The following is a 21,358-nucleotide window of genomic DNA, read 5'->3' as shown; positions in this document are numbered from 1 at the left end:
GGATGCGAGGGACCTCCGTCACCGCGGCTCGGGCACCGAGGGCTGAGCCGGAGTCAGGTCCGCCGCAGGACCGCCGCGAACATCGCGTCGGTGCCGTGGACGTGTGGCCACCACTGCTGGGTTCGCTCCAGCTGGACGTCGTCACGCCCGTCGGTCACGGCGGCCAGGACGCCGGTGGTCTCCGCGAGGTGCGGCGAGCACGTGGCGTAGACGACGACTCCGCCGGGCCGCGTCAGCTCCAGGGCGCGGGTCAGGAGCGCGGTCTGCAGCGGGACGAGGTCGTCGAGGTCCTCGGGGCGTCGGCGCCATCGAGCCTCGGGGCGGCGGCGCAGCGCGCCGAGCCCGGTGCACGGGGCGTCGACGAGCACGCGGTCGAACGAGCCAGGCTCCCACGGGCCCTCGCGCCCGTCGTGGACGGTCACCTCGACGTCGGGCAAGGTCCGCAGTCCGCTGCGGACGAGCTCGGCCCGGTGCTCCTGCACCTCGTTCGCGACGAGCGTCGCTCCGCGCTGGGCGGCCAGCGAGCCCAGCAGCGCCGCCTTGCCGCCGGGACCGGCGCACAGGTCGAGCCACCGTTCGGACACGGGGCCGTGGTCCAGCACGGTGTCCGCGAGCGTGAGGGCGACGAGCTGGGAGCCCTCGTCCTGCACACCGGCGCGAGCCTCGCGCACTGCGGGGATGTCGCCGGGGTCTCCTCCCTCGGCCAGGATCCGGGCGTACGGGGAGTACTCCCCCGGGGTGCCCGGCAGCTCGTCGGGCTCGCACAGGCCGGGGCGAGCGACGAGCGTGACCCTGGGCGGCACGTTGTCGGCCTCCAGGAGCGCGTCGAGGGCCTCCACGTCGTCGCTCAGCGCGGCCCGGAAAGCCTCCACGATCCACCGCGGGTGGGCCGTCCGGACCTCCCGGATCCCGTCGGCGTCCAGCCCCGCGGAGACCTCGTCGAGCCACACCGCCAGCGGCTTGGCGGCGATCCGGCGCAGGACGGCATTCACGAAGCCCACCGGCTTGTGCCCGATCTCGCGCCGCACGACGTCCACCGTCTCGGACACGGCGGCGTGGGCCGGGACGCGCATCGACAGCACCTGATGGGCTCCCAGCCGCAAGGCGTCGAGCACGGCGGGATCGATGCCCTCGATGCCCTGCTTGGCGAGCGAGCCGATGATCGCGTCGTAGGTGCCGCGCCGACGCAGGCAGCCGTGGACGAGCTCGGTGGCGAAGGCGGCGTCCCGGCCCACCACACGGTGCTCGCTGAGCATGCCCGGCAGGGTCAGGTTGACGTAGGCGTCCTGCTCGCGGGCGGCGCGCAGGACGAGGAACGCGATCGTGCGGACGGGATCACTCATGCGAACACCGCGTTCGGCGACGGGGTCGCCCCACGAGCCCAGTCCGCGGCCGCCATGGCCTTCTTGCCGTGCGGCTGGACGCTCGTCAGGACGACGTCGGTCGTGGCCGTGCCCACCCGCACCTCCTGCTTGGAGACCTCGAGCCGCCCCGGGGCCAGGGTGTCCTCGACCGTGGGGGCGACGGGCGCGATCTTCAGACGCAGCCCGTCGAGCTCGGTCCACGCGCCGGGCGCCGGAGTGCAGCCCCTCACCTGCCGGTCGACGGCGAAGGCCGGACGGGTCCAGTCGATGCGTGCGTCGGCGGTGCTGAGCTTGGCGGCGTAGGAGAGACCGTCCTCGGGCTGCTCGACGGCGCCGATGTCGCCGGCCTCGATGTGGTCCAGCACGTCGACGAGAAGCGTGGCGCCCTCGCGGGCGAGCCGGTCGAGCAGGGTCCCGGCGGTGTCGTCATCCTGGATCCGCTCGGTGATCGTGCCGAGCACCGGCCCGGCGTCCAGCTCCTCCACGAGGCTGAAGGCGGTGGCGCCGGTGACCTCGTCACCGGCCATGATCGAGCGCTGGACGGGGGCCGCGCCGCGCCAGGCGGGCAGCACCGAGAAGTGCAGGTTGACCCAGCCGAGCTCGGGGACGTCGAGCGCCTCGCGGCGCAGCAGGGCGCCGTAGGCCACGATCGGGCAGCAGGCCGGGTCGATCGTGCGGAGCCGGTCCAGGAACGCCGGATCGGTGGCGCGCTCGGGCGCGAGGACCTCGATCCCGTGCTCGGCCGCGCGCTCGGCGACGGGGCTGGGGTGCAGGCTGCGCCCCCGGCCCCGGCGAGCGGGCGGGCGGGTCACGACGGCCGCGACGTGGTGCCGGCTGGCGATCAGCGCCTCCAGCGACGGCAGCGCCGTCTCGGGCGTTCCTGCGAACACGATCCTCACGGGCGTCGAGTCTAGGCGCGACCCGTCGCGTCCGTCGTCGGCGCCTCGGTGGACACCGCCCAGGGTGGGTCAGAGGTCGTGGGGATCGACACGGACCCGCAGGGGCGGCAGCTTGGCCGCCGAGCGCTCGGCCTGGACAGTCTTCAGGGCGGCGGCCAGCGCCGGCCCCTCGCGGCGGGGTGCGCGCAGGACGAGCTGTGCTGCGTGCGGCGGGGCGTCGCCGCGCCCGCGCGCCGGCCCGGCGGCCGGCTCCAGCGGCACCGGCCCCATCACTTCCGTGTGCGGCGTCCAGGTCCGCTGCACCAGCGGCTCGATCGCCTCCGCGGATCCCTCGACCAGCGCGAGACGCCCGACGGGCGGCAGGTGGGTCTCGGCCCGGGTGGCGAGCTCGCGTCGGGCGAGGCCGACGGGGTCGGCCCGCACCAGCCCCTGCAGGCCGACCGGGTCGCCGACCGCGATGGCCCGGGTCGTCTCGCGGGCCAGAGCGAGCGCGTTCAACCAGCGGCGATGGGCCTCCTCCACCACCCGCACGTCCTCGCGCCCGAGCGCGAGCCAGGTGTCCATCAGCACGACGAGCTCGTACCCGCCCTCGACCCGTGGCTCGGCGCCCGGCGTCGCGAGCACGATGACGTCGCCACGATCCACCTCCGCGAGCACCGTGGAGCCGCCGGAGGTGACGACGGTGCGCTGCGAGAAGGCGGCCGCATACTCCTCGGCTGTGCGCAGCTGGCCGATGACCGGCGCCCGTAACCGACCCGAGCCGCACTCTTCACACCGCCATGGCGCCGCCTCGGCCCCGCACCACCGGCACGCGACGCCGCGGTCTCGTCCCGCCTGGGCCAACGGGCCGTCGCAGGAGCGGCACCGGGCCGCGGTTCGACAGTCCTGGCAGGCGAGGGAGGCGCGGTAGCCGCGCCGCGGCACCTGCACCAGCACCGGACCGTCGGCACTCCGGATGCCGGTGAACACCTCTCGGGGCAGCCGGGCGGGGGCACCACCGTCGACCGACCCGTCGGTGACGTCCAGCCGTGGCCAGGCGCGGCGTCGGATGGTCGGCTCGGCGACGATGTCCGAGCACCACCCCGACGCCACGAGCGACTGCGCCTCGGCGGTTCTCGCGAAGCCCGCGACGAGCAGCGCGCAGGACTCGCGGGCGACGCGGGTGAGCAGGACCTCCCGGGCGTGGGGGTAGGGCGCCCTCGGCTCGGCGTAGAGGTCGTCGCCGTCGTCCCAGATGACGACGAGCCCGAGGTCTTGTACCGGCGCCATGGCGGCCGCGCGGGTGCCGAGCACCACCCGGACCGACCCGCGGGCGGCCGCGAGGTAGGCCCGGTACCTCGCGGCCGGCTTCTCGGCAGCCGTGAGCACGACGTACCGTCCCGGCCCGAGCACCTCGGCGAAGACGGCGTCCCAGCGGGCGACGTCGCGCACGTCGGGCACGCAGACGACGGCCCCGCGTCCGGAGTGCACCGTGGCCAGCACCGCCTCGGCCACGGCGCGGGCCGGGTCACGGTGCGGCAGCGCAGCCCAGCAGGCCCGTGGCGACTCGCCCCGCGCCAGGGCCGCGACGAGACCGGGGCCGTCGGGCCAGGGAGTCCAGGTGTCGTCGGTGATCGGTGGGAGCCCGGCGTCCGGTGACACGGAGGGCTGGGCCTCCGCGCGGGCGTGTCGCGGCGGGATGGCCAGCCGCAGCACGTCCGTGAGCGTCCCGGCCCACCGGTCGGCGACGTCCCGGCACAGGGCCAGCAGGTCGGGGGTGAGCAGGGGCTCGGCGGAGACGACCTTGGCCAGGGGTGCGAGCGTGCCCTCGTGCAGGGTGTTCTCGACCCGCTCGATGACGTAGGCGTCCGTCAGCCGGCCCGCGAAGCGCACCTTGACCCGACAGCCCGGCACGGTCAGCTCGTCCAGCTCCTCGGGGACGAGGTAGTCGAAGGGTCGGTCCAGGTGCGCCAAGGGCGTGTCCACGACGACCCGGGCGATCGGGAGCCGCGGGGCGGCGGCCGGCCCGGCCTTCATCGGGCCCACGACAGGTCGAGCAGCCGGCACGAGGGACAGCTGCCCGCTCTCCTCCGGCTCCTGCTCGACATCCTCGGTCACGGTGTCGTTCTACCAGCCCGGCCCGACACCCAGCGGGCCCGGACGCACGACGACCCCCACCCCGAGGGGCGGAGGCCGTCGTGACGCGAGATCAGGCCTGCGCGGCGGCCTTCAGGGCGTCGGCGCGGTCCGTGCTCTCCCACGGCAACCCCTCACGGCCGAAGTGGCCGTACGCGGCAGTCTGGGCGTAGATCGGTCGCAGCAGGTCGAGGTCCCGCACGATGGCGCCGGGGCGCAGGTCGAAGACCTCCAGGACGGCGTCGCGGATCGTGTCGACCGGGACGGTCTCGGTGCCGTAGGTGTCGACGTAGAAGCCGACCGGCTGGGACACGCCGATCGCGTAGGCGACCTGCACCTCGACCTTGCTCGCGAGGCCGGCGGCCACGATGTTCTTGGCGACCCAGCGCATCGCGTAGGCGGCCGAGCGGTCGACCTTGCTCGGGTCCTTGCCGGAGAAGGCGCCACCACCGTGTCGCGCGTAGCCGCCGTAGGTGTCGACGATGATCTTGCGACCGGTCAGGCCGGCGTCGCCCATCGGTCCGCCGATCACGAACTTGCCGGTCGGGTTGATGTGCAGGCGGTAGTCCGAGGTGTCGATGTCGTACTGCGCGAGCACCGTGTCGATGACGTGCTTCTTGATGTCGTCGGGCAGCTGGTGCTCCAGGTCGACGCCGTCCTCGTGCTGCGTGGAGAGCACGATGGCCTCGACCCGGACGGGGCGGTCGTCATCGTCGTACTCGATGGTGACCTGGGTCTTGCCGTCGGGACGCAGGTACGGCAGCGTGCCGTTCTTGCGGACCTGCGTCAGCTGCTGGGCCAGACGGTGAGCGATCGTGATCGGCAGCGGCATGAGCTCGGGCGTCTCGTCGCACGCGAAGCCGAACATCAGGCCCTGGTCGCCGGCGCCCTGCAGGTCCAGCGGATCGGTGGCTCCGCCGACCCGGCCCTCCTCGGCCGTGTCGACACCTTGGGCGATGTCGGCACTCTGGGCGTCCAGCGTGACCTGCACCGCGCACGACTCGCCGTCGAATCCCTTGGTGGAGGAGTCGTAGCCGATCTCGAGCACCCGGTCACGAGCGATCCGAGCGATGTCGGCGTAGGTGTTGGTGGTGACCTCACCGCCCACCAGGACGAGCCCGGTGGTCACGAAGGTCTCGCACGCGACCCGGCTCTTGGGATCCTCGGCGAGCAGCGCGTCGAGGACGCTGTCGCTGATCTGGTCGGCGATCTTGTCCGGATGACCCTCGGTCACGGACTCGGACGTGAACAATCGGCTCACTGCATCTCTCCTGTGTGCATGGGATTCAGGGGTTCGCGATGGTCAGCGGGAGTGGCCGGGCTCTGGGCTCACGTGTCGGGGCCCGCGGACGTCTGGGCAGTCTAGCGATCCGTAGAAGGGTTCTGGAGCTGTTCCGCCCGTCGGACCACCGCGTCCCAGACGGCGTGGGCGAGATCGTCCTTCGACCCGTGCGGCACCTCCTGCACGGCGCCACCCGCGGTGAGGATCACCGCCTCGGTGTCGTCACGACCGAAGACTCGTTCACCGCTGACGTCGTTGACGACCAGCAGGTCGCAGCCCTTGCGCTCGAGCTTGCTGCGAGCGTGCTCCAGGACGCTGCCGTGCTCGTCACCGGTCTCGGCGGCGAACCCGACGATGACGGGTCCGTCGACGCCCCTGGACTGCACGAGCTCCAGCAGGATGTCGGGATTCTCGACCAGCGAGATCGTCGGCGCGCTGCCGTCATGGGTCTTCTTGATCTTGGCCCCGGCCAGCTCGGTGGGGCGGAAGTCCGCCGGAGCGGCGGCCATCACGATGCAGTCCGCGGCAGCACCATCGCCGGGGGCCACAGCGGCCAGGACCCCTGCTCGCAGCTCCTCGGTGGTGCCGACCCGCACGACGTCCACCCCCGCCGGGACCGGGAGCTCGACGTTCGCGGCGACGAGGGTGACGCGGGCCCCCCTGGCCGCGGCGGCCTCGGCCAGGGCGAGGCCCTGACGACCGGACGAGCGGTTGCCGAGGAAGCGGACCGGGTCCAACGGCTCGCGTGTCCCTCCCGCGCTGACCACCACGTGTCGTCCGGCGAGGTCGCGGGGGCGACCCGCGAGCACCTGCCGGCACGCGGCGAAGATCGCCTCAGGCTCGGGCAGGCGGCCGGGCCCCGTGTCGGTGCCGGTGAGCCGCCCCTGCGCAGGTTCAAGGACCAGCACGCCCCTGTCGCGGAGCAGCCCCACGTTGTGCTGGGTGCTCGGGTGGGCCCACATCTCGGTGTGCATGGCCGGGGCCATGACGATCGGGCAGCGTGCGGTCAGCAGGGTGTTGGTGAGCAGGTCGTCGGCGAGGCCGTGGGCCGCCCTGGCCAGGGTGTTGGCCGTGGCGGGCGCGACGACGACGAGGTCGGCCTGCTGGCCGAGCCGGACGTGTGGGACGTCGGGGACGTCCGCGAAGACGCCCGTGTGCACCGGGTGCCCACTGAGCGCCTCCCACGTGGGCGCACCGACGAACTCCAGGGCCGCCTCGGTGGGCACGACGCGGACGTCGTGCCCTGACTCGGTGAACAGCCGCAGGAGCAGCGCCGCCTTGTAGGCGGCGATGCCACCGCTGACCCCGAGGACGATCCGGGGCCCGGAGAGGGAGTCCATCGTGCTCGCGGGAGCGGCGAGGCTCAGGCCTCGTCGGTCTCGGTGTCCTCGACGGTCAGCAGGTCGCCGTTGATCTCGCGCAGGGCGATCGAGAGCGGCTTCTCCTGCACGTGGGTCTCCAGCAGTGGGCCGACGTACTCCAGCAGGCCCTCGCCGAGCTGGGAGTAGTAGGCGTTGATCTGCCGCGCGCGCTGGGCGCTGTAGAGCACCAGCTTGTACTTGGAGTCGGCCTTCTCGAGCAGGTCGTCGATGGGCGGGTTGGTGATGCCCTCGGCAACGGAACGCGTGCTGGTCACTGGACCTCGCTGTGGTGGTGTGGTGGTGCCTGGGAAGTGCGGCGGTGGTCGCGACGAAGGCCGCGACCGAACAAGTCTACCAACTCATCGCACGCGGACCGAACGTCGGTGTTCACGATCGTGACGTCGAACTCCTCCTCGGCCGCCAGCTCATCCTCGGCGGTGCGCAGGCGCCGGGCCCGCTCCTCGTGCCCCTCCGTCCCCCGTCCGACCAGGCGACGCTCCAGCTCGGCGAAGCTGGGCGGCGCGAGGAAGCACATGAGGGCCTCGGGCATGCGCTCGCGCACCTGCCGGGCTCCCTGCAGGTCGATCTCCAGCAGCGCCGGCAGACCCTGCGCGAGCCGCTCCTCGACGGCCGCCCGCGGTGTGCCGTAGCGGTGCCTGCCGTGCACGACGGCCCACTCCAGCAGACCGTCCTCCGCCACGAGCGCGTCGAACTCCTCATCGCTCACGAAGTGGTAGTGCAACCCGTCGACCTCCCCGGGGCGCGGCGCCCGTGTCGTGGCCGACACCGAGATCCAGATGTCCGGATGATCCTCGCGGACGCAGGCCGCGACGGTGCCCTTGCCGACGGCCGTGGGCCCGGCCAGCACCACGAGGCGCGACCGGGCGGCATCGGCCTCCATGCCAGTGGGCCCGGTGCTAGCGGTCACGGTGCCCGAACTCGCGCAGGAGGGCCTGGACCTGGTTGACGCCCAGCCCCCGCAGTCGTCGGCTCTCAGCGATGCCGATCCGATCCATGATCTCGCCGGCCGTGACCTTGCCGACACCGGGCATGGACTGCAGCAGGTCACTGACCTTCAGCTTGGCAACGAACTCGTTGGTACGAGCCTCGGTGAGGACGTCGGCCAGGCTCGCACCGGAGTGCTTGAGACGGTTCTTGATCTCTGCGCGGACCTGTCTGGCCCGCGCGGCCTTGTCCAGAGCGGCCTGTCGCTGCTCGGGGGTCAGCTTGGGCAGAGCCACCGGGTCACCTTTCGTCGATCAGCTGGCGAGCGTGATGTCGCATTCCTGCTTCACATTCTTCACCACGGCGTCACGCTGGTCCTCGGTGGCGTTGAACGCCTCGTAGGACGCGTTGAGATCGGCCAGCTGCTCGGTGGAGAGCTCGGCGACCTTGTCGTCGTCGCCCATCTCCTCCAGCGCCAGTCCGACCTCCTCCTGTGCGGCCAGGACACCGCGCGTGACCTCTGAGAGCTCGGCCCATGCGGAGGCGACGCTCTCGGGGGCGTCCTCGGCCAGGGCGTCCAGGGCGTCGGCGTAGGTCGTGTAGGCCGCATTGGTGCGGTCCTTGCCGAAGTCCTCCAGCGTCGCCGTCTGCTCCTCCACCGTCACGCAGTAGGGGCTCGGGCCGCCGCACCCGGCGAGGACGGAGCCGACGGTGACGAGGGCCACGGCAGCCAGGGAGCTCCGGACAGGGCGCATCATGCAGTACTCCTCGAGGGTTCGTGGTGCACGGGCGAGCCTACAAGCCGCGAGGGTCCGCGGGAGGGAGCTCGAGCCGAGTCCGGGATGTGCTTCAGCCCAGCTCGGCGTTCACGGCGAGTGTGGCGTCACGCAGGGCGGCCACGTCGGGCCCGGCACGAAGCACGGAGCGGGATGCCGAGGGGATGACCCGGCCCCGCAACCCTCCGAAGACGCGGTGGAGGTCCTCGGCCGTGCCCCCTTGGGAGCCGAAGCCCGGCGCGAGCACAGGCCCTCCCATGTCCAGGTCCTCCTCGGTGGGGGCGATCGTCGCGCCCACGACGGCCCCGAAGGGGCCCATGGGAACCGCTCCGGCGTTGCAGGTCCGCAGGTGATCGAGCACCACACCGGCGACGGTGCGGCCGTCGGCACCGGTGGCGTGCTGCACCTCCGAGCCCTCGGGGTTCGAGGTGAGCGCGAGCACGAAGACTCCCCCATCGTTCTTCTCGGCGACCTCGAGGAAGGGCTCCAGCGAGCCGAACCCGAGGAACGGGCTGACGGTGACCGCGTCAGCGGCCATCGGGGCGTCCTCGTCGAGGTAGGCCTCGGCGTAGGCCTGCGCCGTGGAGCCGATGTCACCTCGCTTCACGTCGAGGATGGTGAGACTTCCCGTGTGCCGAAGGTCCTGCAGGGTCCGCTCCAGCACGGCGACGCCGCGCGAGCCGAAGCGCTCGAAGAAGGCCGACTGCGGCTTCACGAAGGCCACCCGCCCCGCGAACGCCTCGACGCAGGTGGCGGCGAACCGTTCGAGTCCGTCGAGGGAGTCCCCCAGCCCCCACTCCTCGAGCAGGGCGGCGTGGGGGTCGATGCCCACGCACACCGGGCCGTAGGCGTCCATCGCGGCGCGAGCCCGCGAGCCGAAGCCCGTCACGTCCGCTCCCCCGGGACGAGGGACCGGACGTCCTCGATCGCCGCCGCCCAGCTCTGCAGCGAGCGCACGCCGATCCGCTGCTCGATGAGCGCCTCGATGCCCTGCACCGCGGCACCGAGCCCCTGCACCGTCGTGATGCAGGGGATCCCCTCGGCCACCGCGGCCGTGCGGATCTCGTAGCCGTCGATCCGTGCGTTCCCCCCGGCCGTGACGCCGTGCGGCGTGTTGATGATGAGCTGCACGTCCTGGTCGTGGATCTTGTCCACGATCGTGCTCTGCTCCTGCCCGTCGAGCGGCTCCTGCGTGAGCTTGCGGATCTCCGTGGCGTGCACCCCGTTGCGGCGAAGCACCGCGGCCGTGCCGCTCGTGGCGAGGATCTCAAAGCCCAGGTCGGCCAGCCGCTTGACCGGGAACACCATGTGCCGCTTGTCCCGGTTGGCCACCGAGACGAAGACCCGGCCACTGGTGGGCAGGCCGTTCTGGGCGCCGGCCTGGCTCTTGGCGTAGGCGACGCCGAAGCCCGCGTCGATGCCCATGACCTCGCCGGTCGAGCGCATCTCCGGGCCCAGCACGGTGTCGACGTAGCGCCCGTCGTAGGTGCGGAACCGGTTGAAGGGCATCACCGCCTCCTTGACCGCGACGGGAGCGACGTCGGGCAGCAGGCCCCCGTCCCCGGCGCGGGGCAGGACGCCCGCGGAGCGCAGCTCGGCGACGGACTCCCCCAGCATGAGCCGCGCGGCGGCCTTGGCCAGGGGTGTCGCCGTGGCCTTGGAGACGAAGGGCACCGTGCGGGAGGCCCGCGGGTTGGCCTCGAGCACGAACAGCGTGTCCGCGGACATCGCGAACTGGATGTTGATCAGACCCCGGACACCCACGCCCTCGGCGATGGCCCGGGTGGACTCGCGGATCCGGTCGATCTCCTCCGCCCCGAGCGTGATGGGCGGCAGCGCGCACGCCGAGTCGCCGGAGTGGACCCCGGCCTCCTCGATGTGCTCCATCACGCCACCGAGGAAGAGGTCGGTGCCGTCGTAGAGGGCATCGACGTCGATCTCGACCGCGTCGTCGAGGAAGCGGTCCACGAGCACGGGGTGGTCCGGCGAGATCTCGGTGGAGCGGGTGATGTAGTCGGCCAGGGACGGCTCGTCGTAGACGATCTCCATGCCGCGCCCACCCAGGACGTAGGAGGGCCGCACGAGGACGGGGTAGCCGATGTCGTCGGCGATCCGCTTGGCTCCGTCGAAGGTCACCGCCGTGCCGTGCTTGGGCGCGGGCAGGCCTGCCTCGGCCAGGACCCGGCCGAACTCGCCACGGTCCTCGGCGAGGTCGATCGCCGAGGGTGACGTCCCGACGATCGGGACACCGGCCTCCTGCAGCCCTGCGGCGAGCCCCAGGGGGGTCTGACCGCCGAGCTGGACGATGACGCCGGCGATGGGGCCGGCCTGCTCCTCCGCATGGACGATCTCGAGCACGTCCTCGAGGGTCAGCGGCTCGAAGTACAGGCGGTCGGAGGTGTCGTAGTCGGTCGAGACCGTCTCGGGGTTGCAGTTGACCATGACCGTCTCGTACCCCACCTCCGAGAGCGCGAGCGCCGCGTGCACGCAGGAGTAGTCGAACTCGATGCCCTGGCCGATGCGGTTGGGGCCGCTGCCGAGGATCAGCACGGCCGGCTTGTCCCGGGGAGCCACCTCGGTCTCCTCGTCGTAGGAGGAGTAGTGGTACGGGGTGGTGGCGGCGAACTCGGCCGCGCACGTGTCCACGGTCTTGTAGACCGGGCGGACGCCGAGGGCGTGGCGCACGCCGCGCACCACGTCCGGCGCGAGGCCGCGGATCCTGCCGATCTGCACGTCGGAGAAGCCGTGCCGCTTGGCGCGCCGCAGCACCGCCGGCGTGAGCCCCTCGGCCGCCGTGAGCTCGGCGGCCACCTCGTTGAGCAGCGCGAGCTGGTCGACGAACCACGGGTCGATGCTGGTGGCGCCCGTGACCTCCCGCGGCGTCGCGCCGGCGCGCAGGGCGTCCATGACCTTCCTCAGACGCCCGTCGTGCGGGGTCGCGGCCTGCGCCAGGAGGGTGTCCTTGTCCAGGTCCACCCATTCCTTGGCCCAGTCGAAGATGGCCTCGGGGCGCTCCAGGGAGCGCAGCGCCTTCTGCAGCGCCTCGGTGAACGAGCGGCCGATCGCCATCGCCTCGCCGACTGACTTCATGTGCGTCGTCAGTGTCGGGTCCGCCGCCGGGAACTTCTCGAAGGCGAAGCGGGGCACCTTGACCACGACGTAGTCGAGCGTCGGCTCGAAGCTCGCGGGGGTCCCGCGTCCGTGGGCCGTGGTGATGTCGTTGGGGATCTCGTCCAGCGTGTAGCCGATCGCGACCTTGGCCGCGATCTTCGCGATCGGGAAGCCGGTGGCCTTCGATGCCAGCGCCGAGGAGCGGGAGACGCGCGGGTTCATCTCGATGACGACGATGCGGCCGTCCTCGGGGTTGACGGCGAACTGGATGTTGCAGCCACCGGTGTCGACACCGACCTCGCGGATGATGCCGATCGAGATGTCGCGCAGGCGCTGGTACTCGACGTCGGTCAGCGTCATGGCGGGGGCGACGGTGATCGAGTCGCCGGTGTGCACGCCCATGGGGTCCACGTTCTCGATCGAGCAGACGATGACCACGTTGTCGGCGCGGTCGCGCATGACCTCCAGCTCGTACTCCTTCCACCCGAGGATGGACTCCTCCAGGAGCACCTCGGTGGTGGGGCTGAGCGCGAGGCCGGAGCCGGCGATGCGGTGCAGGTCGGCCTCGTCGTAGGCCAGGCCCGAGCCCGAGCCGCCCATCGTGAACGAGGGCCGCACGACGACCGGGTAGCCGCCCAGCCCCTCGACGCCGGCGAGGCACTCGTCCATCGTGTGGCAGATGATCGAGCTGGCCGACTCCGCGCCCCACTCCGGGGGCAGGGTCGCGACGACCTGCTTGAAGGACTCGCGGTTCTCGCCCTTCTCGATGGCCTCGATCGAGGCCCCGATGAGCTCCACGCCGTACTTCTCCAGCACGCCGGCACGGTCCAGCTCGATCGCGGCGTTGAGCGCGGTCTGCCCACCGAGCGTCGCCAGCAGGGCGTCGGGCCGCTCCGCCGCGATGACCTTCTCCACGAACTCCGGTGTGATCGGCTCGACGTAGGTGGCGTCGGCGAACTCCGGGTCGGTCATGATCGTCGCCGGGTTGGAGTTCACCAGGATCACCCGCAGGCCCTCCTCCCGCAGGACACGGCAGGCTTGGGTGCCGGAGTAGTCGAACTCGCACGCCTGCCCGATGACGATGGGGCCGGAGCCGATGACGAGGATCGACTCGATGTCTTCCCGCTTGGGCATGTCAGCGGCTTCCTTCCGCGGGGTGGTCGTCTGGGCTGGCGCTCGCACCGTCGCCGCGGTGCGTGTGCATGAGCTGCACGAAGCGGTCGAAGAGGTAGTCGGCGTCGTGCGGGCCGGCGGCCGCCTCCGGGTGGTACTGGACGCTGAAGGCGGGGCCGTCGACGAGGGCCACGCCCTCGACGACCTGGTCGTTCAGTCCCACGTGCGTGACGTGGGCCGGCCCGTAGGGCGTGTCGAACGTGCCGTCGAGGGGGGCGTCCACGGCGAAGCCGTGGTTGTGGCTGGTGATCTCCACCGTGCCGGTGGTGCGGTCCTGCACGGGCTGGTTGATGCCCCGGTGGCCGTAGGTGAGCTTGTACGTTCCGCGGCCCAGCGCCCGACCGAGCATCTGGTTGCCCAGGCAGATGCCGAAGTAGGGGACGCGGCGCTCCAGCACCTGCCGCAGCACGCCGACGACGTGCTCGGCGGCGGCGGGGTCGCCGGGACCGTTGGACATGAAGACACCGTCCGGGCCGCCCCGGTCGGCCGCCACGGCGAGCACGTCGTCGATCGTCGAGGAGGCCGGCAGCACGTGCACCTCGATGCCGCGCTCGGCCATCCGGCGCGGCGTCATGCCCTTGATGCCGAGGTCCACGGCGGCCACCGTCAGGCGCCGCTCTCCCACGGCCGGGACGACGTAGGCCTCCGGCGTCGTGACGTCGTCCAGGAAGCTGGAGCCGGTCATCGTCGGCGCCGCCGCGGCGCGCGCGAGCAGGGCCCCGACGTCGGTCGTCTCGGAGCTGATCGCGGCGCGCATCGAGCCCCGCTCGCGCAGGTGCCGCGTCAGAGCACGCGTGTCGACACCGCTGATGCCCACGACACCCTGCTCGACGAGCAGGTCGTCCAGGCTGCCCTGCGAGCGCCAGCTGCTGGCGACCCGGGAGGGGTCGCGCACGACGTAGCCGTCCACCCACACCCGGCCCGACTCGAAGTCCACGTCGTTGACCCCGGTGTTGCCGATGTGCGGAGCGGTCATGACCACGATCTGTCCGCGGTACGACGGGTCGGTCAGCGTCTCCTGGTAGCCGGTCATCCCGGTGGAGAAGACGATCTCGGCGACCGTGGTCCCGACGGCGCCGTACCCCTCGCCACGGAAGGTCCTGCCGTCCTCCAGGACGAGGACTGCCTCCCTCGGCTGACCGCTGGCGTGCTGGTTCATCCGTTCCCCTCCTGCAGCGTTGCGTCCAGGACCGTGGGCACGCCGCGCAGGAACGTCGCCACGATGCGTCCGGGCAGCTCTCGTCCGGCGTAGGGCGTGTTGCGTGACAACGACGCGGTCTCGCGCGCCTCGACGGTGCGGGTGGCTGCCGGGTCCACGAGCACGAGGTTGGCCGGCTCCCCCTGTGCCAGCGGGCGCCCCTGGCCGTCGACACGTCCGATGCGGGCCGGGCGAGCGGACATCGCCTCGGCGACCTGCGCCCAGGTGAGCGCCCCGGTGTCGACCATCGTCTGCTGCACGACGGACAGGGCGGTCTCGAGCCCGAGCATCCCGAACGCGGCGGCGAACCACTCGCACTCCTTGTCCTCCATCGGGTGCGGCGCGTGGTCCGTGGCGACGATGTCGATCGTGCCGTCGGCCAGGCCCTCCCGGACGGCCGCGACGTCGTCGTCGGAGCGCAGTGGCGGGTTCACCTTGTAGAGCGGGTCGTAGGACCGGACGAGCTCGTCGGTGAGCAGCAGGTGGTGCGGCGTCACCTCGGCGGTCACGTCGATCCCGCGGCTCTTGGCCCAGCGGACGATCTCCACCGATCCGCGCGTGGAGAGGTGGCACACGTGCAACCGGGACCCGACGTGCTCGGCGAGCAGGACGTCACGCGCGATGATCGCCTCCTCGGCGACCGCGGGCCACCCGGTCAGCCCGAGCTGTCCTGACAGGGGGCCCTCGTTCATCTGGGCACCTTCGGTGAGGCGGGGCTCCTGGGCATGCTGGGCGACCACGCCGTCGAAGGCCTTGACGTACTCCAGGGCCCGTCGCATCAGCACGGCGTCGCTCACGCAGATCCCGTCGTCGGAGAAGACGCGCACCTCGGCCGCGGAGTCCGCCATGGCACCCAGCTCGGCCAGCCGCTCACCCTTGAGACCGACCGTGACGGCCCCGACGGGGCGAACGTCGCAGTACCCGCCCTCGCGGCCGAGCCGGAAGACCTGCTCCACGACGCCCGCCGTGTCGGCGACCGGATCGGTGTTGGCCATCGCATGGATGCAGGTGAAGCCACCCATCGCGGCGGCGCGGGAGCCGGTGAGCACCGTCTCGGCATCCTCTCGCCCGGGCTCGCGGACGTGGGTGTGCAGGTCGACCAGGCCGGGCAGGGCGACCAGTCCGGTGGCGTCGACCTCCACCGCGTCCTGCGGCGCGGTGAGCCCGGTGCCGACCTGCTGGATCCGGCCGTCGGCCAGCAGGAGGTCGACGGGATCCTCACCCAGCACCCGGGCACCTCGGACGACGTACGTGGCTGCGGGGACGCTCATGCGACCTCCCCTCCTTCTGTGGTCGGGTCGTCGGCGGGGTCGGGCGCACCGCCAAGCAGGAGGTACAGGACCGCCATCCGGACGGCGACCCCGTTGGTGACCTGCTCCACGATGACGGAGCGGTCGGAGTCGGCGACGTCGGCGCTGATCTCCATGCCGCGGTTCATCGGCCCCGGATGCATGACGATCGCGTGGCCGGGCATCCGGTTCATGCGGGCGGTGTCCAGGCCGAAGCGGCGGCTGTACTCGCGCTCGCTGGGGAAGTAGGAGGCGTTCATCCGCTCGCGCTGGACCCGCAGCATCATGACGGCGTCACTTCCCTCCACTGCCGAGTCGAGGTCGTAGGACGTCTCGACGGGCCAGGTGTCGACACCGACGGGCAGCAGCGTCGGGGGCGCCACGAGCGTGACGTGGGCCCCGAGGGTGTGCAGCAGCAGCGCGTTGGACCGCGCCACCCGGCTGTGCAGCACGTCGCCGACGATGGTGACACGGCGACCGGCGAGGTCGGCCCCCCGACCAGCGGTCCCGGCGGGCTCGGTGACGAGGTGCCGGCGCAGGGTGAAGGCGTCGAGCAGGGCCTGCGTGGGGTGCTCGTGGGTGCCGTCGCCGGCGTTGATCACCGCGCCGCTGGTCCAGCGTGCGTGGGCCAGCCGGTGAGGGGCGCCGGAGTGGTGGTGCCGCACCACCACGGCGTCGGCTCCCATCGCCTGCAGCGTCAGGGCCGTGTCCTTCAGGCCCTCGCCCTTGGACGTGCTCGAGCCCTTGGCCGAGAAGTTGAGCACGTCCGCGGACAGCCGCTTGGCCGCGGCCTCGAAGCTGATGCGGGTGCGGGTGGAGTCCTCGAAGAACAGGTTCACCACGGTGCGGCCGCGCAGCGTCGGCAGCTTCTTGATCGGCCGGCTGGCGACGGAGAGCAGCTCCTCGGCGGTGTCGAGGATGCGGACGGCCTCGTCGCGGGTGAGGTCTCCCGTGCTGAGCAGATGGGTCAGTGTCACTGGACTCCCCCGATGATCGTGACCGCGTCCTCGCCGTCGACCTCGTCCAGGGCCACCTTGACCTGCTCCGCCAGGGAGGTCGGCAGGTTCTTGCCCACGAAGTCGGCCCGGATCGGCAGCTGGCGGTGGCCCCGGTCCACCAGGACGGCCAGCTGCACGGCCCTCGGTCGACCGAGGTCGTTGAGGGCGTCGAGCGCGGCACGGATGGTGCGCCCGGAGAAGAGCACGTCGTCGACGAGGACGACGATCTTGCCGTCGATGTCGCCGGGGAGCTCGGTGTGCTCCAGGGCGCGGGCGGGCTTCAGGCGCAGGTCGTCGCGGTACATCGTGATGTCCAGCGCCCCGGCCCTGACACGGGTCTGCTCGACCTCGGCCATGCGGCTGGCGAGCCGGCCGGCGAGGTGCACGCCACGCGTCGGGATGCCGACGAGCAGGACGTCGTCGGCGCCGCGGTTGCGCTCGAGGATCTCGTGGGTGATGCGTGTGAGGGCACGGGCGATGTCGTCCGGATCGAGGACGGTGCGCGGGGGGACGCCTCCGGGGCCGGGGCCGTCGTCAGGCGTGGCGGCGCTGCTGTGCGCGTCCATCGGCTGACCTCCTTCTCCGCCTCACGGGACGGTGGTTAAAGGACGTCGTTGATCGATCAGGAGCCTATCAGCGAGGCAGGACGCATCGACGGCGCGGTGGCGGCCTCAGCCGGAGATCGAGCGTCCTGCCTCGACCGGTGGGGCCACCGCGACGGCCCGCGCCCGCTCGAGCACGTCCTCGGGCAGCGGTGCGCTGCGTCCGAGCGTCGTGTCCACGTGCAGTGCGAGCACCTCCTCGGTGGCCCGCAGCCGCTCATCGACCCACAGCTCGTGCCACAGGCGCAGCTTCTTGGGCCCGGCCCCGACGAGGAACGAGCGCACCTGCGTCACGTCGTCGGCGACGACCTGGTCGAGGTATCGCACGTGCGCCTCGACGGTGAACAGCGAGCAGCCCGTGGCGTCCCGGTAGCCGGCGTCGAGCCCGAGCACGTCCATGACGTCGTCGGTGCCATGACCGAGCAGCAGGACGTAGTACGCCTCGCTGAGGTGCCCGTTGTAGTCGATCCACTCGGGCCGGAGCTCCTCGCGGCGCTCGGTCAGCGGCGTCACGGCTGCATCTCCTGCAGGGTCCGCATGACGGCGATGAGCATCCGGTCACGCTCGACCACCAGCTCGTGCACCGTTCGTCCGTCCGCGTCGTCGACGCCCTGCACCACGGCGTCGCGCAACCGGGTCGTCAGCTCAGGTGCCTCCAACCGGGTCCAGGGCGCCTTCAGCGACGGCCCGAAGTGATCGAGCATGTGGGCCATCCCGCCCTGTCCCCCGGCGAGGTGGAAGGTCTTCATCGGCCCGTGGAACGCCCAGCGCAGCCCCGGGCCCTGCGTGATCGAGGCATCGATCTGCTCGACCGTGGCCTCGCCGGCGTCGATCATGTGCAGCGCCTCGCGCCACAGCGCCTCCTGCAGCCGGTTCGCGATGAAGCCCGGCACCTCGCGATCCATCGTGATGACCGACTTGCCGGCGTGCTCGAAGAACTGCGACACCCACGCCACGACCTCGGGCGACGTGCGCTCACCGCCGACGACCTCCACCAACGGGATGAGGTACGGCGGGTTGAACGGGTGTCCGACCACGAGCCGTTCCGGGTGCACCGCCCCGACCTGCATCTCGGTCATGGTGAACCCTGACGTCGAGGAGGAGATCACGACGTCGCGCGGCGTGGCGGCGTCGATGCGCGCCAGCAGGTCGATCTTGAGGTCGAGGTCCTCCGGTGCGCTCTCCTGCACGACGTCCGCCTCGGCCACCGCCTGCTCGAGGTCCGGCACGACCGAGAGTCGTGACCGGTCCGCGCCCTCGGCCAGGCCGAGCGACGCCAGCGCCGGCCACGCGGCGTCGACGAGCCCGCCCAGGCGGTCCTCGGCGTCGGGAGCCGGGTCCCAGGCGATCACGTCATAGCCACGCGCGAGGAAGTGCGCGACCCAGCCGCCGCCGATGACCCCGGCGCCCACGCAGGCCACCGTCCGCACGTCCGCCGGCGCGGGCCGCGTCATGCGCGGGCCTTCAGGCCGAGGATCTCGCGGGCGTCGTCCGGCGTGGCGACCCGCGAGCCCAGGTTGCCGACGAGGTCGACCGCGCGCTCCACGAGCTGCTCGTTCGTGGCCTTGACGCCGCGCGACAGGAAGAGGTTGTCCTCGAGCCCGACGCGCACGTGCCCACCGAGCAGGATCGCCTGGGCGACCCACGGCATCTGCTTCCTGCCCAGCGCGAACGCGGCCCACACGGCGCCCTCGGGCAGCCGGTTGACCATCGCCTGCAGGGTCAGCGGATCGGCCGGCGCACCGTAGGGGACGTCCATGCAGAGCTGGAACATCGGCGGCGGGTCGATGAGACCCTCCTTGACGAGCTGCGTCGCGAACCACAGGTGGCCGGTGTCGAAGATCTCCATCTCGGGCTTCACCCCCAGCTCCTGGATGCGCGCTGCTCCGGTGCGCAGCATGTCGGGGGTGCTGATGTAGAGCTGCTGGCCCTCACCGAAGTTCATCGACCCGCAGTCGAGGGTGCAGATGTCCGGCAGCAGCTCCTCCACGTGCGGCAGTCGCTGCAGGCCGTTCACGAGGTCCGTCCCGTCGACCGGCTTCAAGGGGTCCTCGTCATCGATGACGAGGTCGCCGCCCATGCCGGCGGTCAGGTTGAGCACCACGTCGACGTCGGCCGCGCGGATGAGGCGCACGGTCTCGCGGTACAGCGCGACGTCACGCGATCCCTGTCCGGTCTCGATGTCGCGGACGTGCACGTGCACGATGGCAGCGCCGGCACGGGCGGCGGCGATCGCGGAGTCAGCGATCGCCTCCGGGGTCACCGGGACGTGCTCGCTGCGGCTGACGGTGTCTGCTGCCCCGGTGACGGCGCAGGTGATGATGACGTTCTCGTTCATGGTTTCCTCCCGGTGGTGGGTTGGTCGGGGTCGAGCACGTGGGCGCGGAGATGGTCGTCGACGGCCGCTCGGGTCGTGGCCAGCGTGCGGCCGGGACGACCGGTGACGAGCTGCAGTCCGAGCCCGTCGACCAGGGCGGTCAGCCTCGCGGCCATCTCCTCGGCATCGCCCGTGCGGCAGGAGCCCTGCTGCTGTCCGAGCTCGATGGCGGCGCGGACGGTGTGCAGCCAGCGTGAGTAGGCCTCGGCGTGCAGCGCCTGGATGGTCGGGTCGATCGCCGCCTGCGCCCAGACCTGGAGCCAGATCGACCACTCCAGGTCCAGGGTCCCGGACCTCGGCAGCTGCAGGTCGATCAGTCGGTCCAGCCGTTCGACACCGTCGGCGACGTCGGCCAGAGCCGTCGACTGTCGCTCGTAGGCCTGCAGCGCCGCGAGTCGTAACGTCTCGTCGAGCAGCGCGCGTCGGCTCTCGAAGTGCTCCTGCACCTGTGACGGCGAGACCCCGGCGCGATCGGCGACGTCGGCCACCTCCACCCGGGAGTACCCCCGCTCGGCGACCAGACGCCAGGCGGCGCGGACGATCACCAGGCGCCGCTCCCCCGCGGGCCCGGCGTACAGGTCGCCGGACAGCGCCGACAGCCCGCTGGGTGCGATCGCGGGGGGACGGTCGTCGCCGTCGCCGGTGAGCCAGCGCAGGTCGACCTCGAGCACCTCGGCGAGACGCCGCAGCTCCTCGATGGAGAAGCGCCTGGTCCCGCCCAGTGCCTTGCTGAGCTTGGTCACCTCGAGCTCTGCCGCATCGGCGAGCTCCCGCTGCGTCATCTCACGGTCCGCCAGGGCGAGCCGGACACGATCGGCAACCGGCGCGGTGAGCATGCATACCACCGTACGTACGAGTTGCGATGATCGCAACTCGTCCCGTGGTCGGTCTACTCGACGAAGCCCTCCGCCTTCAGCCACTCCACCGCGACGAGCGACGGCTCCTCACCCTCGACGTCGACCCGGGCGTTGAGCTCGAGCATGACCTCGTTGGTCAGTGCCGGGTTGATCTCGGCGAAGATCTCCTCGATCTCCGGGTGCTCCTCCAGCAGGTCCTCCTGGATCACCTGGGTGAGGTTGTAGAGCGGGAAGAACTCCTGGTCGTCCTCCAGCGAGGTGAGCTCCAGGGCCGGGATGCGGCCGTCGGTCGTGAAGACCTCGCCGAAGTTGCAGTCACCCTGGGCCGCCGCCGTGTAGACGACGCCGGTGTCCAGGCGCAGGACCTGGTCGTCCGGCACGGACTCGCCGAGCTTCAGCCCGTACTCCTCCAGCATCGGTCCGAAGCCGTCGTTGCGGGAGTAGAACTCGTCCTCGACGCAGAAGGTCCGCTCCTCCTCCGGCAGGTCCTGGATCTCCGAGAGCTTGGTGATGCCCAGCCGCTCGTTGGCCTCCGGGCCCATCGCGAAGGCGTAGGTGTTGTTCATCGGTGCCGGCCGCAGCCAGATGAGCTGGTTCTCCTCCTTGTCCTCCTCGGCGGTGGCCCGCCACTGCTCCTCCTCGCCCTTCACGGGCTCGTCGTGCAGGAGGTAGGAGATCCAGCCGGTGCCGGTGTACTCCGGGGAGACGTCGACGGTGCGGTTGAGCAATGCGTTGCGGACGCCGTTGCTGCCCGCGATGTTCGTCCGGTTGGTGACGTCGGCACCGGCCGTCTGCAGCACCGTGGCGAACATGTTGCCCAGGATGAGCTGCTCGGTGAAGTCCTTGGCGCCGACGGTGATCGGGACTCCCTCGAGCGAGTCGTACTGCTCGATGGTCCCGGGCTCCGCCGGGGCGATGAAGCCGTTGGCGTTCTGCAGCCCGCAGCCGGCGAGGCCGGCGACGAGTGCCCCGGCCACCAGTGCCCTGGGCAGGATCTGACGTGCGCGCATG

Annotated in this window: 20 protein-coding genes; all 20 read right to left on the bottom strand. The window is 71.8% G+C overall.

Features of this window, described 5'->3' with window-relative positions:
- Window positions 1–53 precede the first annotated feature (53 nt).
- A complete protein-coding gene (locus ACHAAC_RS05665; protein WP_435715083.1) occupies window positions 54–1,343 on the bottom strand; it encodes an RsmB/NOP family class I SAM-dependent RNA methyltransferase in 1,290 nt (429 codons plus the stop codon).
- The gene (gene fmt / locus ACHAAC_RS05660; protein WP_435715082.1) at window positions 1,340–2,263 is read right to left on the bottom strand and encodes a methionyl-tRNA formyltransferase; all 924 of its coding nucleotides are present in this window, start codon (window positions 2,261–2,263) and stop codon (window positions 1,340–1,342) included. The genes ACHAAC_RS05665 and fmt overlap by 4 nt, the downstream gene beginning before the upstream one ends.
- Window positions 2,264–2,332: 69 nt before the next feature.
- Window positions 2,333–4,360 (bottom strand): primosome assembly protein PriA, encoded by a 2,028-nt coding sequence (locus ACHAAC_RS05655; protein ID WP_435715081.1) that lies wholly within the window; start codon window positions 4,358–4,360, stop codon window positions 2,333–2,335.
- Between the two features lie 91 nt (window positions 4,361–4,451).
- A complete protein-coding gene (gene metK / locus ACHAAC_RS05650) occupies window positions 4,452–5,639 on the bottom strand; it encodes a methionine adenosyltransferase (RefSeq protein WP_435715080.1) in 1,188 nt (395 codons plus the stop codon).
- A gap of 101 nt (window positions 5,640–5,740) precedes the next feature.
- A complete protein-coding gene (coaBC, locus tag ACHAAC_RS05645; protein WP_435715079.1) occupies window positions 5,741–7,000 on the bottom strand; it encodes a bifunctional phosphopantothenoylcysteine decarboxylase/phosphopantothenate--cysteine ligase CoaBC in 1,260 nt (419 codons plus the stop codon).
- Window positions 7,001–7,023: 23 nt separating this feature from the next.
- Entirely contained in the window at window positions 7,024–7,296 is a 273-nt protein-coding gene (rpoZ, locus tag ACHAAC_RS05640; RefSeq protein ID WP_435715078.1) for a DNA-directed RNA polymerase subunit omega, read from the bottom strand.
- Window positions 7,293–7,922: a guanylate kinase gene (gene gmk / locus ACHAAC_RS05635; protein ID WP_435715513.1), complete on the bottom strand. Its 630-nt coding sequence runs from the start codon at window positions 7,920–7,922 to the stop codon at window positions 7,293–7,295. The genes rpoZ and gmk overlap by 4 nt, the downstream gene beginning before the upstream one ends.
- 16 nt (window positions 7,923–7,938) lie before the next feature.
- Window positions 7,939–8,262, bottom strand: coding sequence for an integration host factor, actinobacterial type (mihF, locus tag ACHAAC_RS05630; RefSeq protein ID WP_435715077.1), 324 nt, complete (start codon window positions 8,260–8,262; stop codon window positions 7,939–7,941).
- A gap of 18 nt (window positions 8,263–8,280) precedes the next feature.
- Entirely contained in the window at window positions 8,281–8,724 is a 444-nt protein-coding gene (locus ACHAAC_RS05625) for a hypothetical protein (RefSeq protein ID WP_435715076.1), read from the bottom strand.
- A 91-nt stretch (window positions 8,725–8,815) separates the two neighbouring features.
- Window positions 8,816–9,631 (bottom strand): orotidine-5'-phosphate decarboxylase, encoded by an 816-nt coding sequence (gene pyrF, locus ACHAAC_RS05620; RefSeq protein WP_435715075.1) that lies wholly within the window; start codon window positions 9,629–9,631, stop codon window positions 8,816–8,818.
- A complete protein-coding gene (gene carB, locus ACHAAC_RS05615) occupies window positions 9,628–12,987 on the bottom strand; it encodes a carbamoyl-phosphate synthase large subunit (RefSeq protein ID WP_435715074.1) in 3,360 nt (1,119 codons plus the stop codon). Before carB ends, pyrF begins: the two co-directional genes overlap by 4 nt.
- A gap of 1 nt (window position 12,988) precedes the next feature.
- Window positions 12,989–14,185: a glutamine-hydrolyzing carbamoyl-phosphate synthase small subunit gene (gene carA / locus ACHAAC_RS05610; RefSeq protein ID WP_435715073.1), complete on the bottom strand. Its 1,197-nt coding sequence runs from the start codon at window positions 14,183–14,185 to the stop codon at window positions 12,989–12,991.
- A complete protein-coding gene (locus ACHAAC_RS05605) occupies window positions 14,182–15,495 on the bottom strand; it encodes a dihydroorotase (protein WP_435715072.1) in 1,314 nt (437 codons plus the stop codon). The genes carA and ACHAAC_RS05605 overlap by 4 nt, the downstream gene beginning before the upstream one ends.
- On the bottom strand, window positions 15,492–16,484 hold the full coding sequence (locus ACHAAC_RS05600) for an aspartate carbamoyltransferase catalytic subunit (RefSeq protein ID WP_435715511.1): 993 nt from the start codon (window positions 16,482–16,484) through the stop codon (window positions 15,492–15,494). Before ACHAAC_RS05600 ends, ACHAAC_RS05605 begins: the two co-directional genes overlap by 4 nt.
- Window positions 16,485–16,486: 2 nt before the next feature.
- Complete coding sequence (pyrR, locus tag ACHAAC_RS05595) at window positions 16,487–17,077, bottom strand: bifunctional pyr operon transcriptional regulator/uracil phosphoribosyltransferase PyrR (RefSeq protein WP_435715071.1); 591 nt, start codon at window positions 17,075–17,077, stop codon at window positions 16,487–16,489.
- 105 nt (window positions 17,078–17,182) lie between these two features.
- Window positions 17,183–17,626 (bottom strand): thioesterase family protein, encoded by a 444-nt coding sequence (locus tag ACHAAC_RS05590; protein ID WP_435715070.1) that lies wholly within the window; start codon window positions 17,624–17,626, stop codon window positions 17,183–17,185.
- Entirely contained in the window at window positions 17,623–18,567 is a 945-nt protein-coding gene (locus ACHAAC_RS05585) for a 3-hydroxyacyl-CoA dehydrogenase NAD-binding domain-containing protein (protein WP_435715069.1), read from the bottom strand. The genes ACHAAC_RS05590 and ACHAAC_RS05585 overlap by 4 nt, the downstream gene beginning before the upstream one ends.
- Window positions 18,564–19,451 carry a 3-keto-5-aminohexanoate cleavage protein gene (locus ACHAAC_RS05580; RefSeq protein ID WP_435715068.1) on the bottom strand — a complete coding sequence of 296 codons (888 nt, stop codon included), beginning with the start codon at window positions 19,449–19,451 and terminating at the stop codon, window positions 18,564–18,566. Before ACHAAC_RS05580 ends, ACHAAC_RS05585 begins: the two co-directional genes overlap by 4 nt.
- Window positions 19,448–20,326: a TetR family transcriptional regulator C-terminal domain-containing protein gene (locus tag ACHAAC_RS05575; RefSeq protein ID WP_435715067.1), complete on the bottom strand. Its 879-nt coding sequence runs from the start codon at window positions 20,324–20,326 to the stop codon at window positions 19,448–19,450. The genes ACHAAC_RS05580 and ACHAAC_RS05575 overlap by 4 nt, the downstream gene beginning before the upstream one ends.
- 53 nt (window positions 20,327–20,379) lie before the next feature.
- Window positions 20,380–21,357, bottom strand: coding sequence for a glycine betaine ABC transporter substrate-binding protein (locus ACHAAC_RS05570; protein WP_435715066.1), 978 nt, complete (start codon window positions 21,355–21,357; stop codon window positions 20,380–20,382).
- Between the last annotated feature and the right edge of the window lies 1 nt (window position 21,358).

The organism is Aeromicrobium sp. CF4.19, from assembly GCF_051262555.1.
In the GTDB taxonomy this organism is placed as follows: domain Bacteria; phylum Actinomycetota; class Actinomycetes; order Propionibacteriales; family Nocardioidaceae; genus Aeromicrobium.
Note: the sequence above shows the minus strand (reverse complement) of the source record. Positions and strands in the feature narration are given on the sequence as shown.

Excerpts from the sequence above, each read along its gene's own strand:
- ACHAAC_RS05575 (WP_435715067.1), bottom strand. The coding sequence starts at position 20,326 with ATGCTCACCGCGCCGGTTGCCGATCGTGTCCGGCTCGCCCTGGCGGAC.
- coaBC (WP_435715079.1), bottom strand. The coding sequence starts at position 7,000 with ATGGACTCCCTCTCCGGGCCCCGGATCGTCCTCGGGGTCAGCGGTGGC.
- ACHAAC_RS05585 (WP_435715069.1), bottom strand. The coding sequence starts at position 18,567 with ATGACGCGGCCCGCGCCGGCGGACGTGCGGACGGTGGCCTGCGTGGGC.
- ACHAAC_RS05580 (WP_435715068.1), bottom strand. The coding sequence starts at position 19,451 with ATGAACGAGAACGTCATCATCACCTGCGCCGTCACCGGGGCAGCAGAC.
- pyrR (WP_435715071.1), bottom strand. The coding sequence starts at position 17,077 with ATGGACGCGCACAGCAGCGCCGCCACGCCTGACGACGGCCCCGGCCCC.
- ACHAAC_RS05605 (WP_435715072.1), bottom strand. The coding sequence starts at position 15,495 with ATGAGCGTCCCCGCAGCCACGTACGTCGTCCGAGGTGCCCGGGTGCTG.
- carA (WP_435715073.1), bottom strand. The coding sequence starts at position 14,185 with ATGAACCAGCACGCCAGCGGTCAGCCGAGGGAGGCAGTCCTCGTCCTG.
- gmk (WP_435715513.1), bottom strand. The coding sequence starts at position 7,922 with ATGGAGGCCGATGCCGCCCGGTCGCGCCTCGTGGTGCTGGCCGGGCCC.
- ACHAAC_RS05665 (WP_435715083.1), bottom strand. The coding sequence starts at position 1,343 with ATGAGTGATCCCGTCCGCACGATCGCGTTCCTCGTCCTGCGCGCCGCC.
- ACHAAC_RS05625 (WP_435715076.1), bottom strand. The coding sequence starts at position 8,724 with ATGATGCGCCCTGTCCGGAGCTCCCTGGCTGCCGTGGCCCTCGTCACC.
- carB (WP_435715074.1), bottom strand. The coding sequence starts at position 12,987 with ATGCCCAAGCGGGAAGACATCGAGTCGATCCTCGTCATCGGCTCCGGC.
- ACHAAC_RS05570 (WP_435715066.1), bottom strand. The coding sequence starts at position 21,357 with ATGCGCGCACGTCAGATCCTGCCCAGGGCACTGGTGGCCGGGGCACTC.